Raw genomic sequence first — 14,646 nt, forward strand, 5'->3', positions numbered from 1 at the left:
CTTCTTTCATGAACGACGCGAACGACTACGACTACATCATCGTGGGCGCGGGCTCCGCAGGCTGCGCCCTCGCCGCGCGGCTCAGCGCCCGCCCCGACACGCGCGTGCTGCTGCTCGAAGCCGGCGGCAAGGACTCCAACCCGCTGTTCCGCCTGCCGATGCTGATGGGCAAGCTGTTCCAGTCAGGCATCTACAACTGGCACTTCCACACCGAGCCCGAGCCCAACCTGAACGGCCGCAAGCTCTACTGGCCGCGCGGCAAGGTGCTGGGCGGCACCTCGACCATCAACGGCATGATCTACGTGCGCGGGGGCAAGCAGGACTACGACGGCTGGGCCGCCATGGGCAACCCCGGCTGGTCTTACAAGGAGGTGCTGCCCGCCTTCAAGCGCTCCGAGGGCCACATCCAGCGCGAGGGCGCGTTCCACAACACGCAGGGCGAACTGACGGTGTGCCGCGCACGCGGCTGGAACGCACTGCTCGACGTGTTCTGCGAAGCCGGAAAACAGGCCGGCTACCCGCTGAACGACGATTTCAACGGCCCCAGCCAGCTGGGCTTTGGACGCTACGATTTCACCATCAAGAAGGGCAAGCGCTGGTCGACCTCGTTCGCCTTTTTGCGGCCGGCGCGCCAGCGCAGCAACCTCCAGGTGGTCACGCGCGCGCTGACCCACAAGGTCATCATCGAGGAGTCGAAGGCCGTGGGCGTGGCCTACGAAGTGAACGGCCAGATGCACGCCGCGCGCGCCCGCAAGGAAGTGATTCTGTGCGCCGGCGTGGTCGGCTCGCCGCACCTGCTGATGCTGTCGGGCATCGGGCCGGAGGCCGAGCTGGCCCAGCACGACATTCCGGTGATGAAGGCCTTGCCCGGCGTGGGTGGCAACCTGCAGGACCACGTCGATTGCGTCATGGCCTACGAATGCAAGCAGCCCGTGACGCTCTACAAGGACCTGCGTTTCGACAAGATCGCGTTCTCGGTGGTGCAGGGCATGCTGTTCGGTGAAGGCATCACTACGACCTTTCCGTACGAAGCCGGCGCCTTCATCAAGACCTCGCCCGAGCTTGCGAACCCCGATGTGCAGCTGCACTTCATGCCCGCGCTCGAGAAGACGGCCAACCTCTATTTTCCGAATCCGTTCAAGAAGACCAGCATCGAGGCCAAACACGGCTTCACGCTGCGCGTGGGGCCGGTCAACCCCAACAGCAAGGGCCGCATCCGCCTGCGCTCGAGCCGACCGACCGACGCACCGCTGATCCAGCCCAACTACCTGGACACCGACTTCGACCGCAAGACCATGGTGAATGCGATCCGCGCGACGCGCCAGGTCATCCAGCAGCCGGCCTTCGACGCCTACCGTGGCAAGGAAATTGCACCCGGCCCGGAGAAGCAAAGCGACGAGGACCTGATGGCCTGGCTGCGTGCCACCGCCATGACCACTTTCCACCCAGTGGGCACCTGCAAGATGGGCCACGACGACATGGCGGTGGTCGACCACCACCTCAAGGTGCACGGCATTGCCAACCTGCGCGTGGCCGACGCTTCGATCATGCCGGTCATCTCGAGCGGCAACACCAACGCCCCGGCCATCATGATCGGCGAGAAGTGCGCCGAATTCATCCTGGCCGGGCAGTAAGCAGATTCACCGGAAAGAAACGAGCACTTTCATGATCATCGAACACCGCCTCTATACCTTCCGCCCCGGCACCATCGACGCATGGCGCGAGAAGTACGAACGCGAGGGCCTGCCCGTGCAGAAGCGGCACCTGAACACATACGTGGGCCTCTACGTCTCGGAGATCGGGCGCCTGCACACCACGGTGCTGATCTGGGCCTACGACAGCCTTGCCGACCGCGAGGCCCGTCGCGCCGCGATGTACGCCGATCCCGAGTGGCAGTCGTTCATCAAGAGCGTGTGGGCGCTGGACGCCATCCAGAGCCAGGACGTGATGATCATGAATCCCGCCCCCAGCTCGCCGACGCCCTGAGTTCCTCCTCTCCCTGCAAGTTCGCCCGCCCTTCAACCCCAGAGATATCCGCATGACAACCAACGCCACCTCTCGCGCCGCCACCCCACGCCGGCAGATCCTGAAAGCTGCAGCGAGCCTGAGCGGTGTGGCCATGGCCAGCGCGCTGTTCCCGTTGATCGCCCACGCCAAGGGCGGGCTGATCGCGCTGGTGCACACGCAGGCCGCGGGCGATGCCAGCGCGGTCGACGCGATGATTGCGCGCCTGAAGCTGCTGGGCAAGGAAACGGGCATGCAGACCCGCGCGATCTACGCCAAGGACCCGTCGACCTACGAAACCATCTTTCGCACGCTGGGCGATGCCGGCGCGGCCGTCATCGTGTCGACCTTCAACGAAGTCACCGAGCCCTTCAAGGCGCTGGCGCCCAAGTACCCGAAGACGCAGTGGCTGCAACTGTTCGGCGACGAGATGAAGCCGGCACTTCCCAACGTGACCACGGTGTCGTACGACTACTACCTTGGAACTTACCTGGCCGGCATCTTCGCGGGGCGCATGTCGACCACCGGCAAGATCGGCTTCATCGGCGGCATGTCGATCCCGCCGCTGAACGCGGACTTCAACGCCTTCAAGGCCGGCGTGCTGTCGGTGCGCAAGGAAGCCACGGTCACCGTGGCCTTCGCGGGCTCGTTCCAGGACCCGGTGAAGGGCCGTGAGATCGCCACGCAGATGTACAACAGCGGCATCGACTTCATCCAGACCGATGCCGCCGCCACCGACGCGGGCATCATCGCCGCCGCCAACGACAAGCCCGGCCGCCTGGTGAGCTGCCTCGACCCCGCGCAGTACCCCCAAGGCCCCAGGTCGCTGATCTCCATCGTCAGCCTGCACTTCGGCAAGTCGCTGTACGACGAAGCCTCCCGCATCCTGAAGACCGGCAAGGGCGGCTCGCACCTGCACACCGGCCTGGGCACCGGCGTGGTCGCGCTCGAACTCTCGCCGCTGTTCCAGAAGGACGGCGACAAGGCGGTCGCGGCCAAGGCCGAGGCCACGATGGCCGAGATTCGCACCGTGCAGGCGGCCATCCTCGGCGGCTCCCTCAAGGTGCCGTTCAACACCGTCCTTTGATTCTTCCGGCTGCAGCATGAACAGAAGTTCTCCGAACGGCGAGACCACCCCACCGGGTGCCGCGCTGGTGCTCGATGGCGTCACGGTGCAGTACGACACCGTGAAGGCGCTGTCGGATGTTTCCATCGCCTTCGAAGAAGGGCTGATTCATGCGGTGGTCGGCCAGAACGGCGCGGGCAAGACCACCTTTGCGCGCGTCTGCTCGGGCCTGGTCAAGCCCACGCACGGGCGCGTGCGTATCGGGGAAGACGAGATACGCACCGGCCATGTGAGCGCGGCGCGCGCGGCCGGCGTGGAGCTGGTGCACCAGAGCTTCGCCCTGCCGGCCTCGTTCACGGTGGCACAGGCCATGGAGTTCGGCTCGGACCGCCATCGCGGCCTGTTCACCTCGCGCCAGCTGGAAAAGCGTTGGCAGTCGCACCTCGACGGGCTGGGTCTTGCGGTGAGTCCGCGCGAGGTCATTCGCAACCTGCCGATCGAGACGCAACAGGGCATCGAGATCGCGCGAGCGCTGGTGACCGACGCCAAGGTACTCATTCTCGACGAGCCGACCGCCGTGCTCGCACCCGCCGGTGTCGAGACGCTGTTCGAGCGCATCCGCATCCTGAAGAAGCGCGGCGTGACCGTCGTGCTCATCCTGCACAAGATCCGCGAAATGATGGCCATCGCCGACACCGTGAGCGTGCTGCGGCGCGGCGAACACGTCATGGGGCCGGTGCCATGCGCAAGCATCAGCGCCGCCGACCTGAGCCAGTGGATCATGGGCGACGCCAAGGCGCCGCCACCGGCCGGCACCGAGCCCGTCGTCCGAAAGCCCAACCTCGGCGCACCGACCGTCATGCGCATGCATGCGCTGTCGACCCAGCCCGATGCCGAAGGCGCTGCGCTGGCGCACGTGAGCCTGGACATCCGCGCCGGAGAAATCATCGGCATCGCGGGCGTCGAGGGCAACGGCCAGCGCACGCTGGTGCGCGCCATTGCCGCGCTGGTGGAAAGCGCCGGCGGCACCATCGCCTTCGACGGCCAGGACCTGACGCACAGCGACCTCGCCACGCGCCGCGCGGCGGGCCTTCGCATCATTCCTTTCGAGCGCAACGTGGAAGGCCTCTCGCTCAACAGCAGCCTGTGGGAGAACTGGGCCATGGGCCGCCTGCTGAAGAATGGCCTGCTGTCCTTCGTGCACCCCAGGAAGCTGCAAGCCGAGTGCGACACCGCCCTCACGCAATGGGATGTGCGCTACGCCACCTGCAGCCAGCCCGCGGGCTCTCTCTCTGGCGGCAATGCGCAGAAGGTCATCTTCGCGCGCGAGGTGGACGACAGCGCCCGCCTCATCATCGCGGCCCAACCCACGCGCGGCCTGGACATCGGTGCCACCGCCTATGTGTGGAAGGCGCTGCGCCAGGCGCGCGACCGGGGCACCGCCATCATCCTGATTTCTTCCGACCTCGACGAGCTCTTCGACATCAGCGACCGCGTGCTGGTCATGCTGCGCGGACAGGTCGTCGGCGAGTACAGCGCGCCCTACGACCTGCGCCAGGTCGGCCAGGCGATGGTGGGAGCGCACGCATGACGTCCAACACCCTGTCCCTGGCACGCATGCTGCCTGTGCTGCGCGTGCTGCTCTTCGTGTGTCTTGCGCTGCTTCTGTGCGCGCTCGCATTCCTCTTTGCAGGGCTGCCGGTCGGCGAGCTGTTCACCGGCATCCTCGAAGGTGCATTCCTGCGCGACGGCGCGCTGCACCAGGGGCTGCGCTGGGCCATGCCGCTGTTCATCACCGCGACGGGCGTGGCCATCGCGTTCCGTGCGGGCTTCTTCAACATCGGCGCGCAAGGGCAGTTCTACATCGGCTCGATCTTTGCGGCATTCACGGCCGAGTGGCTGTCGGGCGCACCGGCCTGGATCGTCGTGCCCTGTTGCCTGCTCGCGGGCATGCTGGGTGGTGCGCTGTGGGCCATGTGGCCAGGGCTGTTGCGCCTGCGCTCGGGCACCGACGAGGTCATCACCACGCTGATGGGCAACTTCCTCGCGGGCCTGCTGCTGGTGTACGTGACATCCGGCCCGCTGAAAGACCCGACGGGTTCGGGACAGCAGGCGTCCAGCCGTCCTGTTGCGGATGCATACCGCATCTCCGACTCGCTGGGCGTGTCGCCGCTCATCGTCATCCTCACGCTGCTGGTGTTCTTGCTGTCGTGGCTGCTGGCCAACCGCACGGCCTTGGGCATCGTGGCCAACCTGGCCGGGCGCAACCCGACCATGGTGGCGTGGCAGGGCGCGCGCGTCGCACGGATCGGACTGTTCAGCTTTCTCGTCAGCGGTGCGCTGGCGGGGCTGGCCGGCAGCATAGAGCTGCTGGGGCCCAACGGCCGCCTTGCGAGCGGCTTCTTGCCCGCGCATGGTTTCACCGCCATCCTGATCGCGCTGGTGGCGCAGTTGTCCATCGTGGGCACGGCCGTCTCCGCGCTCTTCTTCGGGGCACTGGCGTCCGCCGCGTTGTACCTGCCGGTGATGGTCGGCCTGCCCGCTGCGGCCATCGAGGTGATCAACGCCACCATCGCCCTCTTCATCACGTCCCGCGCCAAGTGGCTGGACAAGCTCCTGACCCGAAAGCCGGCATGACAGACACCCTGGTTTCCATCCTGATTTCGGGCACGCCGCTGATCTACGTCACGCTGGCGGGGGTGCTGGCCCAGCGCGCGGGCGTCTGGAACCTGGGCCTCGAAGGACTGATGATCATCGGCAGTTGCGCGCTGATCGTGGGCATCGTGCAGACCGAATCTTTCGTGCAGGCCATGCTGATTGCCTGCGCGCTGTGCGTGCTGGCCTCGGTGCTGCTGTGGTATGTGGTCGAGAAGCTCAAGGCCAACCCGATCATCGCGGGCCTGGGCCTGACCGGGCTGGGCCTGGGCGGCACCTCGCTGGCCATCCAGGCGCTGTACGACAGCGAAGCCACGGTGACGGCGCCTTTCGGGCTTCCCAAGCTCAACAGGCTTTTCGACGCCGACCTGGGCCCCTTCGGCAGCCTGTCGGTGTTCGTGCTGTTCATGCCGGTGGCCGTGTGGCTGGTGTGGCTGCTGCTGGAGCGCACCCGCCTCGGACTGCAGATGTCGGCCTCGGGCGAGCATCCGTTCGCGGCACGCAGCGTGGGCGTGAACCCCAGCCGCATGCGCCTGCTGGCGCTGGCACTCGGCGGGATCCTGTGCGCCATGGGCGGCGCGGAACTGGCCGGGGGCAGCCTGCAGATCTTCTCGCAGAACATGACCGCAGGCCGCGGCTTCATGGCCTTCGCGGCCGTGATCTTCGGTGCCGGCAGCGCGCTCGGCGCCACCGCGGCGGCACTGTTCTTCGCCATCGTTTCGGCGCTGGGCATCCAGGCCCAGCTGATCTACGGCGGCGCGATCTCCAACGACCTGCTGCAGGCCCTGCCCTACATCGCCACGGTCTTCGGCGTGTGGCTCAGCACCAAGCTGCGCGGGGGCCTGGGCTCGATCCGGGGCACGGCAGAGATGCGGGATTGAGCGCGAGCGAATGCAACCGAACATGACGTCGACATCGAAGCCCCTCCTGATCCAGGGCGCGGAAGTCCTGACCATGACCCGGCCCCACGGCGAGCGCCCGGTGCGCGCCGACGTGCTGCTGCAGGGCGGCAGGATCGCCGCCATCGGCATCGGCCTTGCGGTGCCCGATGCGTGCGAAGTCATCGCCGGGCACGGCAAGCTGCTGATGCCCGGCCTCGTCAATGCGCACACCCATTCGAGCGAGACCTTCTTCAAGGGCCGCTACGAGCAGATGCCGCTGGAGACCTGGCTGCTGTACGCCTACACGTACATCTCGGGCGCGCCGATTCCCGACCGCCTGCTCTACCTGCGCACCCTGCTGCTGGCGATGCAGTCGCTGAAGAACGGCGTGACCACGCTGTGCGACGACTTCTTCGACCCGATGGCACACAGCACCGAGCGCCTGGGCATCGTCTTCCAGGCCTACCGCGATGCGGGCATTCGCGTGAACGTGTCCAGCGCCGTGCTCAACAGGCCGGTGCTCGACTCCACCCCCTTCGGCCACGAGATTTTCCCGGAGCACCTGCGCAGCCAGCTCAGCTTCGGCGCGCCCACCACAGCCACCGACTACACGGCCTATTGCCAGGAAGCCTTCAGGCAATTCCATGGTCAGGCCGATGGCCGGCTGCGCTTTGCCATCACCCCATCGGCGCCGCAACGTTGCACCACAGACATGCTGCAGGCCTGCCACGCGCTGGCCGTGCAGCACGGCGTGCCCCTGCACACCCACCTGCTCGAAACCAGGGTGCAGGCCGTGGCCGGCCAGATGTTCTACGGCAAGACCTTGCTGGCCCACATGCACGACATCGGCATCCTGGACCGGCACACCACGCTGGCCCATGCCATCTGGATCACAGACGAAGACATCGCGCAAATGGGCCGGGCCGGTTGCTCGGTGGTGCACAACCCCTTGAGCAACCTCAAGCTGGGCTCGGGCCTGGCGCCCATCCGCAAGCTGCTGGACGCGGGCGTGGCCATCGGCCTGGGCACCGACGGCCTGTCGTCGAACGACAGCGCACGCGTGTTCGACCTGATCCGCTTCGCCACGCTGATGCACAACACCGGCGGCACGCTGCCGGCGCAATGGCTCAGCGCCATCGAGACGCTGCGCATGGCCACGATCGACGGCGCCCGCACCGCCATGCTCGACGACGTCACCGGCTCGCTCGAAATCGGCAAGGCCGCCGACCTGGTGATGCTCGACCTGGACAACGACAACTTCCGGCCCAGGAACGACATCGTCAGGCAGCTGGCCTACTGCGAGAACGGGAGCTCGATCGAGCTGGTGGTGGTGGCCGGGAACATCGTTTGCCGCGACGGCCAGCTGGCCACGGTGCGCGAGCAAGACGTGTGGGGCGAGCTGAACCAGCTCCTTCCCGCGTACCTGGAAGACCACGGCCGCTGGGAAGTTGCCAACCGGGTGTTCGAGCCCTGCTTTTCCGAAGTCGTCAGGCGCTGCAAGGAAACAGAGATCGGTCTGCAGCGCTAGGTGTGAACAGGCCCCAGCGGGCGGATGCGACGCAGTCGCTGAAATCGAAGGTGGCTTCACGCCGCTTGCCGTCAGCACGCACGCTCGCGGTGACCGGCTCCCCGCGCTGCAAAAGAGGCTTCAATTCCATGGCGGCGCCGCGTGGAATGCGCGTGTTTTTCAGTAGCTCGCCCGTATTGAAGACAATAGCGACAGCGCGGCCCGGCATTTGACCGGCCCACCGCCTGTTGCGCCCCGCTGGGGCCTCTTTTCCCATGACCGAACCACAATCCCTCCCCTTCTTCTCCCGCCTGTCGATCGCCGTCGGCAGCTTCTTCGCGCTGCTGGGCGACGGCCGCCTGGCCGCGCGCGTGCAAACGCTGCGCAACGGTGCGCCACTGGCCAGCGAGGTGCCCCCGCCCGCACCTGTGCAGACGCCGCCACCGCCGGCGCCCGCGCCCGTGCGCGCGACCGCCAACGTCGACGCTGCCCTGCAACTGCTGGCGCTGCTGCAGCGCGAGTCGCGCTTCGTCGACTTCCTGCAGGAAGACATCGCGGCCTACTCCGATGCCGATGTGGGCGGTGCCGCGCGTCTGCTGCATGGCGGCGCGCGCAAGGTGCTCAAGGACACCTTCGACCTCGAGGCCGTGCGTGGCGAAGCCGAAGGCAGCCGACTGACGCTGCCGGCGGGCTTCGACGCCGCCGCCGTGCGCGTGACCGGCAATGTGGTCGGCCAGCCGCCGTTCACGGGCACGCTGCAGCACAAGGGCTGGCGCGCCACGGCCGTGCGGCTGCCGGCGCTGACCGAAGGACATGACGCGCGCGTGATCGCGCCCGCAGAGGTCGAGCTGTGAGCGCCGCCCGACCGCCAGCAGGTGCTCGCAACGCTGTGCGTCGCGCGAAGGTTGTCGCATGAGCCGCTACGCCATCGGCATCGACCTGGGCACCACGCACAGCGCGCTCTCCTGGGTCGACCTGCAGACCGAGGGCACGGCGCCCGAGATTCTTCCCGTCGCCCAGCAGAGCGGCCCCGGCGCCGTGCAGGACTTCGTCCTGCTGCCGTCCTTCCTCTACCTGCCGCATGCCAGCGAGTTCGCTGCCGGCGATCTGGCCCTGCCCTGGAACGCCGCGCCCGACCGCATCACCGGTGAATGGGCGCGCAGCCACGGCGCGCTGACGCCGATCCGCCTGGTCTCCAGCGCCAAGAGCTGGCTCGGCCATGCCGGCGTGGACCGGCGTGCCGGCATCCTGCCAGCCGAGGCACCGGTCGAGGTCGAGCGCATCTCGCCGCTGGCCGCCAGCACGCACTACCTTCGACACCTGCGCGATGCCTGGAATCACCGCCATCCCGAAGCACCGTTCGACCAGCAGGCCATCACGGTCACCATTCCCGCGTCGTTCGACCCGGCCGCGCGCGAACTCACCGCCGAGGCCGCCCAGGCCGCCGGCTACCGGGACATCACGCTGCTGGAGGAACCCCAGGCCGCGCTCTACAGCTGGATTGCCGGCAGCGCTGGAGACTGGCGCAAGCAGGTGCAGGTCGGCGATGTGATCCTGGTCATCGACGTGGGCGGCGGCACCAGCGACTTCTCGCTCATTGCCGTGACCGAGGAGGCCGGCAACCTTCAGCTCAACCGTGTGGCGGTGGGCGAGCACATCCTGCTGGGCGGCGACAACATGGACCTTGCGCTGGCCCATGGTGTGGCGCGCGGCATGGCCGCTGAAGGCCGGCAGCTCGACCCCTGGCAGATGCGTGCGCTGACCTACGCCTGCCGCCTCGCCAAGGAGCAGCTGCTCGGCGACGCCGATCTCCAGAGCGTGCCGCTGGTCGTTCCCAGCCGGGGCTCCAAGCTCGTTGGTGGCTCGATCAGGACAGAGTTGAAGCGCGAGCTGCTGACCACCCTTCTGCTCGACGGCTTCTTCCCGGCCGTGGAGAGCAGCGCCCGGCCCGTCAGCCGCCCGCGCGCCGGCCTGACCCAGATCGGTTTGCCCTATGCGCAGGACGCCGCCGTCACGCGCCACCTGGCCGCGCTGCTGGGCCGACAGCTCGGCGCCACGGCGCAACTCGCGGGCTTCACGCAGCGCGATGACGCGAGCTTCCTGCATCCCACGGCCGTGCTGTTCAACGGCGGCGTGTTCAAGTCCGAACTGCTGGCCGATCGTGTGCTGTCCACGTTGAACGCCTGGCTGGCCGCCGACGGCGCGCCCGCCGCACGGCTGCTGCAGGGCGCCGACATGGACCATGCCGTGGCGCGCGGCGCGGCCTACTACGGCCAGGTGCGCCAGGGCCAGGGCATCCGCATCCGCGGTGGCACGGCCCAGGCCTACTACGTGGGCATCGAGTCGAGCATGCCGGCCGTGCCGGGACTGGAGCCCCCCGTCCAGGCGCTGTGCGTCGCGCCCTTCGGCATGGAGGAAGGCTCCGAGGCGCCGCTGCCCCCGCAGCAGCTGGGCCTGGTGGTCGGCGAATCGGTGCGCTTCCGCTTCTTCGGGTCGTCCGTGCGGCGCGAAGACCGGCCCGGCACGCTGCTGGACTTCTGGTCGCCCGAGGAACTGCAAGAGCTCGCTCAGATCGAGGCCACGCTGCCGGCTGAAGGCCGCGCGGCGGGCGAGGTCGTCCCCGTGCAGCTGCGCGCGCGCGTCACCGAGATCGGCACACTGGAGTTGCTGGCCGAAGCGGCAGGCGGCGTGCATTGGAAGGTGGAATTCGACGTCCGCGACGCGTGATGGCCGCCGCCTTCCGCATCGGCATCGACCTGGGCACGACCCACACCGTGCTGGCGTTCGCGCCGGTCGGCGAGGAGGACATCCAGGTCTTCGCGGTCCCGCAGAGCATCGCGGCCGGCGAGGTCGCACCGCGGCCCCTGCTGCCTTCCTTGCGTTTCCATGCGGCCGAGGGCGCGCTGGCCGCGGCCGACCTTCCCTTGCCCTGGCCCTCGGACGAGCCGGCCATTCTGGGCGCCTTCGCGCGTGAACTGGGCGAGCAGACGCCAGGCCGGCTGGTGGCCAGCGCCAAGAGCTGGCTGTCCCATCCCTCGGTCGACCGCACCGCCGCCATCCTGCCCTGGGGCGCGCCGGCAGAGGTGGCCAAGGTCTCCCCGCTGGCGGCCAGCGCCAGCTACCTGCGACACCTGCGCCAGGCCTGGGACCAGGCACACCCTGAAGCGCCGCTCGCGCAGCAAGCCACCGTGCTCACGGTCCCGGCTTCGTTCGACGACGGCGCGCGCGAGCTGACCTTGCAGGCCGCCGCGCTGGCCGGCCTGGGCACCATCCATCTGATCGAGGAGCCGCAGGCCGCCTTCTACGACTGGGTGTTCGCCCACCGTGCCGACCTGGCACGGCAGCTGGACGGCACCCGGCGCCTGCTGGTGGTCGACGTGGGCGGCGGCACCACCGACCTCACGCTGATCGAGGTCACGCTGGACGCAGCGGGCCGGCCGCAGCTCGCGCGCACGGGCGTGGGCGACCATCTGGTGCTGGGCGGTGACAACATGGACCTCGCGCTCGCGCGCTGGATCGAGCCACGGCTGTCGGGAGGCACGCCAGGACAACGCCTCAGCGCCATCCAGCTGGCCCAACTCACCCAGCGCTGCCGCAGCGCCAAGGAGCGCCTGCTGGCGCCGAACGGACCGGCGCAAACGACGGTCACGCTGCAGGGCAGCGGCAGCCGGCTCATCGGCGGTGCGCGCTCGGCCACGCTCACGCGGGCCGATGTGGACCAGCTGCTGGTCGAAGGCTTCTTCCCGCAGGTCGCGGCCGACGCCCAGCCCCTGCGCGCGCGTGGCGCCCTGGTCGAGTTCGGCCTGCCCTATGCCCACGACGCCGCCATCACGCGCCACATTGCAGCCTTCCTGCAGCGTCAAGGTGGCGACCTGCCCGACACGCTGCTGCTCAACGGCGGCGTGTTCCATGCGCAGGTGCTGCGCGAGCGCCTGCTGGCCACGCTGCGCAGCTGGCAGCCGCCGAGCGTGCCGCCGATCCGCCTGCTGGAAGCGCCGCGACTCGACGCTGCCGTCGCGCGCGGCGCGGTCGCCTACGCCATGGCCCGCGCCGGCAGTGCGCCGCGCATCCGTAGCGGCGCCGCGCGGGCCTACTATCTCGCGCTCGAGGACGGTCAGGGCGTCTGCGTGCTGCCGCATGGCACGCCCGAAGGCGAGGCGGTGCGGCTCGAAGCCCGGCGCTTCAACCTGCGCCTGGGTCGGCCGGTGCGATTCAACCTCGCCACGAGTGCCGTCGACCTGCAACACCGCGCCGGCGACCTGGTGGCGTTGCAGGACAAGCTGCAGCGCCTGCCGCCCATCGCCACCGTGCTGCAGCCCCAGGCGGGCGCGGCCGGCGAGGTGCAGGTGCTGCTCGATGCCCAGATCACCGAGGTCGGCACGCTGGAGATGCACTGCATCGCGGCCCAGCCGGAGGCCGGCCGGCCGCGGCAGCGCTGGAAGCTCGAATTCCAGCTGCGCGGCGACGCGGCCGCGCAAGAGGCGGCGACACCCGTCGCCGCGCATCCGCGCCTGGCCGAGGCGCTGGCCGCCATCGCCCGCGTCTATGGCGACAAGAAGCAGGACGTGAACGCCAAGGAAGTCCGCCAGCTGCGCGCCACGTTGGAACGCCTGCTGGGCGAGCGCGCCACCTGGCCGGCCGCGCTGCTGCGCACGCTGTTCGGCGCGCTGCTGCAGGGCAGCCGGCGCCGCCGTCGCTCGTTGCAGCACGAGCGCACCTGGTTCAACCTGGTCGGCTTCACGCTGCGGCCGGGTTTCGGCGACCCGCTCGACGGCTGGCGCATGGAACAGATGTGGAACCTGTTCGGCCCCGGCATCGCCCACAGCGACGACAACCAGCAGTGGTCCGAATGGTGGACGCTGTGGCGCCGCATCGCGGGTGGCCTGGATGCCGAGCAGCAGCAGAGCGTCTACGAGGTCATCGCCTACTACCTGCAGCCACCCGGCGTCACCGACATCGCCGCACCCGAGGGCCCCTCCATGCAGGCGCTCGACGAACTGCTGCGCATGGCGGCCTCGTTCGAGCGCATCCAGCCGGCCGACAAGATGCAGTTCGGCCGCTGGCTGCTGCATCGGCTGCGGCAAGGCGCCGGGGCCGAGCTCTGGTGGGCGCTGGGCCGGCTGGGCGCGCGCCAGCCGCTGTACGCCAGCCTGCACCACGTGCTGCCGCCCGCCATCGCGCAGGACTGGCTCGTGCAGATTGCCGACATCACGCCGGATTGGGCCCGCGACGAAAGCGCGGCCTTCGCCGTCGCCCAGATCGCGCGGGCCACGGGCGACCGCGCGCGCGACCTGCCGGAGGCACTGCGTCTGCAGATCGCAGAGCAGCTGCAAGCCGCCCATGCGGCGCCGAGCTGGGCCGCGATGGTGCGCGAAGTGACGACGCTGGACGAAGCCGACCAGCGCCGCGTGTTTGGCGAGGCACTGCCGCCCGGACTGGTGCTGGTCCGCGGGTAGTCAACGCAGCGGGTGCCGCGCACCGATCTTGCCCCCCTTCTTTCAGGACACGCGCCATCGGCCATCTCGGCACGCGCAGCGGCAACCTCGGACGCGGCACCACGGCCACGCCTGCAGAGACCACCGTCAACGCGCGTTGGCATCGCGCAAGCGCAAGCGACGGCAACACCGCCCCCGGCGCGCAAGGCGCGTCACGTTCATGCCGTGCCTCCTGCGTCATACTGCCGGCGCCGTGCTTTCCCATCCACACTGTTCAGTCGACACACCCTTCACATGCTCCGCGTTCCCCAGACCGTCACCCTGGTCGGCTTCGGCGCCGTAGGCCAAGCCGTCTTCCAGCGAATGCGCGACGGCACGGGCCCTCGCATCACCCACATCGTCGTGCGCGAAGACCGTGTCGAAGCCACACAGGCGTCGGTCGGCACCGCCGCGCAGGTCTGCCATCAGGTGCCGCAGGACACGCGGCTGCTGGTCGAATGCGCGGGCCACAGCGCGCTGGCCGCGCATGTGCTGCCGGCCCTGGCCGCCGGCATCGAATGCGCGGTGGTCTCGTCCGGCGCGCTGGCGGATTCGGGCCTGGCCGCCCGACTGGCCGATGCAGCCCTGCGCGGCGGCACGCAACTGCATCTGCTGGCCGGTGCCGTCGGCGGCCTGGACGCCATCGCCGCCGCTCGCGGTGCCGGGCTGGACAAGGTGCTCTACACCGGCCGCAAACCGCCCGCGGCCTGGCGCGGCTCGCATGCCGAACAATTGCTGGACCTCGACGCCCTGCGCGCCGCCACGGTGTTCCTCGACAGCACCGCCCGCGAGGCCGCGCGCCTCTATCCCAAGAACGCCAACGTGGCGGCCATCGTGGCCCTTGCCGGGCTGGGCCTGGATGCCACGCGTGTGCGCCTGGTGGCCGACCCCGATGCCGTCGACAACACGCACGAGATCGAGGTCAGCGGAGCCTTCGGCGAGATGCGCATCGTGGTCAACGGCAAGCCACTGGCCGACAACCCCAAAACCTCGGCCCTGACGGTGCTGTCGGTGGTCCGTTTCCTCCAGAACCGCGTGGCGGCGATCACCGTCTGAAGG

11 protein-coding genes are annotated in these 14,646 nt (G+C 69.0%); all 11 read left to right on the top strand.

Annotated elements, in window-relative coordinates; genetic code table 11:
• The first annotated feature begins 8 nt into the window (after positions 1-8).
• The 11 genes from K0H49_RS01675 to K0H49_RS01725 all read left to right on the top strand — a co-directional run bounded on the left by K0H49_RS01675 (position 9) and on the right by K0H49_RS01725 (position 14,643).
• Positions 9-1,634: a GMC family oxidoreductase gene (locus K0H49_RS01675; protein WP_219209418.1), complete on the top strand. Its 1,626-nt coding sequence runs from the start codon at positions 9-11 to the stop codon at positions 1,632-1,634.
• A gap of 31 nt (positions 1,635-1,665) precedes the next feature.
• Positions 1,666-1,986 carry an NIPSNAP family protein gene (locus K0H49_RS01680; protein WP_219209419.1) on the top strand — a complete coding sequence of 107 codons (321 nt, stop codon included), beginning with the start codon at positions 1,666-1,668 and terminating at the stop codon, positions 1,984-1,986.
• Between the two features lie 52 nt (positions 1,987-2,038).
• The gene (locus K0H49_RS01685; protein ID WP_219209420.1) at positions 2,039-3,091 is read left to right on the top strand and encodes a BMP family ABC transporter substrate-binding protein; all 1,053 of its coding nucleotides are present in this window, start codon (positions 2,039-2,041) and stop codon (positions 3,089-3,091) included.
• Positions 3,092-3,107: 16 nt separating this feature from the next.
• Positions 3,108-4,661: an ABC transporter ATP-binding protein gene (locus tag K0H49_RS01690; protein WP_219209421.1), complete on the top strand. Its 1,554-nt coding sequence runs from the start codon at positions 3,108-3,110 to the stop codon at positions 4,659-4,661.
• Complete coding sequence (locus K0H49_RS01695) at positions 4,658-5,707, top strand: ABC transporter permease (RefSeq protein WP_219209422.1); 1,050 nt, start codon at positions 4,658-4,660, stop codon at positions 5,705-5,707. Before K0H49_RS01690 ends, K0H49_RS01695 begins: the two co-directional genes overlap by 4 nt.
• The gene (locus K0H49_RS01700) at positions 5,704-6,606 is read left to right on the top strand and encodes an ABC transporter permease (RefSeq protein WP_219209423.1); all 903 of its coding nucleotides are present in this window, start codon (positions 5,704-5,706) and stop codon (positions 6,604-6,606) included. The genes K0H49_RS01695 and K0H49_RS01700 overlap by 4 nt, the downstream gene beginning before the upstream one ends.
• A gap of 73 nt (positions 6,607-6,679) precedes the next feature.
• Complete coding sequence (locus tag K0H49_RS01705) at positions 6,680-8,134, top strand: amidohydrolase family protein (protein WP_219209424.1); 1,455 nt, start codon at positions 6,680-6,682, stop codon at positions 8,132-8,134.
• A gap of 254 nt (positions 8,135-8,388) precedes the next feature.
• Positions 8,389-8,967: a DUF2760 domain-containing protein gene (locus K0H49_RS01710; RefSeq protein ID WP_219209425.1), complete on the top strand. Its 579-nt coding sequence runs from the start codon at positions 8,389-8,391 to the stop codon at positions 8,965-8,967.
• A 58-nt stretch (positions 8,968-9,025) separates the two neighbouring features.
• Complete coding sequence (locus K0H49_RS01715; RefSeq protein WP_219209426.1) at positions 9,026-10,840, top strand: Hsp70 family protein; 1,815 nt, start codon at positions 9,026-9,028, stop codon at positions 10,838-10,840.
• Positions 10,840-13,569, top strand: a complete 2,730-nt coding sequence (locus tag K0H49_RS01720) for an Hsp70 family protein (protein ID WP_219209427.1) — start codon at positions 10,840-10,842, stop codon at positions 13,567-13,569. Before K0H49_RS01715 ends, K0H49_RS01720 begins: the two co-directional genes overlap by 1 nt.
• Before the next feature lie 273 nt (positions 13,570-13,842).
• On the top strand, positions 13,843-14,643 hold the full coding sequence (locus K0H49_RS01725; protein WP_219209428.1) for an aspartate dehydrogenase: 801 nt from the start codon (positions 13,843-13,845) through the stop codon (positions 14,641-14,643).
• Positions 14,644-14,646: the final 3 nt, after the last annotated feature.

It is taken from the genome of Variovorax boronicumulans (assembly GCF_019352895.1).
Classification (GTDB): Bacteria; Pseudomonadota; Gammaproteobacteria; order Burkholderiales; family Burkholderiaceae_C; genus Variovorax; species Variovorax boronicumulans_A.

Excerpts from the sequence above, each read along its gene's own strand:
- K0H49_RS01675 (WP_219209418.1), top strand. The coding sequence starts at position 9 with ATGAACGACGCGAACGACTACGACTACATCATCGTGGGCGCGGGCTCC.
- K0H49_RS01680 (WP_219209419.1), top strand. The coding sequence starts at position 1,666 with ATGATCATCGAACACCGCCTCTATACCTTCCGCCCCGGCACCATCGAC.
- K0H49_RS01685 (WP_219209420.1), top strand. The coding sequence starts at position 2,039 with ATGACAACCAACGCCACCTCTCGCGCCGCCACCCCACGCCGGCAGATC.
- K0H49_RS01690 (WP_219209421.1), top strand. The coding sequence starts at position 3,108 with ATGAACAGAAGTTCTCCGAACGGCGAGACCACCCCACCGGGTGCCGCG.
- K0H49_RS01695 (WP_219209422.1), top strand. The coding sequence starts at position 4,658 with ATGACGTCCAACACCCTGTCCCTGGCACGCATGCTGCCTGTGCTGCGC.
- K0H49_RS01700 (WP_219209423.1), top strand. The coding sequence starts at position 5,704 with ATGACAGACACCCTGGTTTCCATCCTGATTTCGGGCACGCCGCTGATC.
- K0H49_RS01705 (WP_219209424.1), top strand. The coding sequence starts at position 6,680 with ATGACCCGGCCCCACGGCGAGCGCCCGGTGCGCGCCGACGTGCTGCTG.
- K0H49_RS01710 (WP_219209425.1), top strand. The coding sequence starts at position 8,389 with ATGACCGAACCACAATCCCTCCCCTTCTTCTCCCGCCTGTCGATCGCC.
- K0H49_RS01715 (WP_219209426.1), top strand. The coding sequence starts at position 9,026 with ATGAGCCGCTACGCCATCGGCATCGACCTGGGCACCACGCACAGCGCG.
- K0H49_RS01720 (WP_219209427.1), top strand. The coding sequence starts at position 10,840 with ATGGCCGCCGCCTTCCGCATCGGCATCGACCTGGGCACGACCCACACC.
- K0H49_RS01725 (WP_219209428.1), top strand. The coding sequence starts at position 13,843 with ATGCTCCGCGTTCCCCAGACCGTCACCCTGGTCGGCTTCGGCGCCGTA.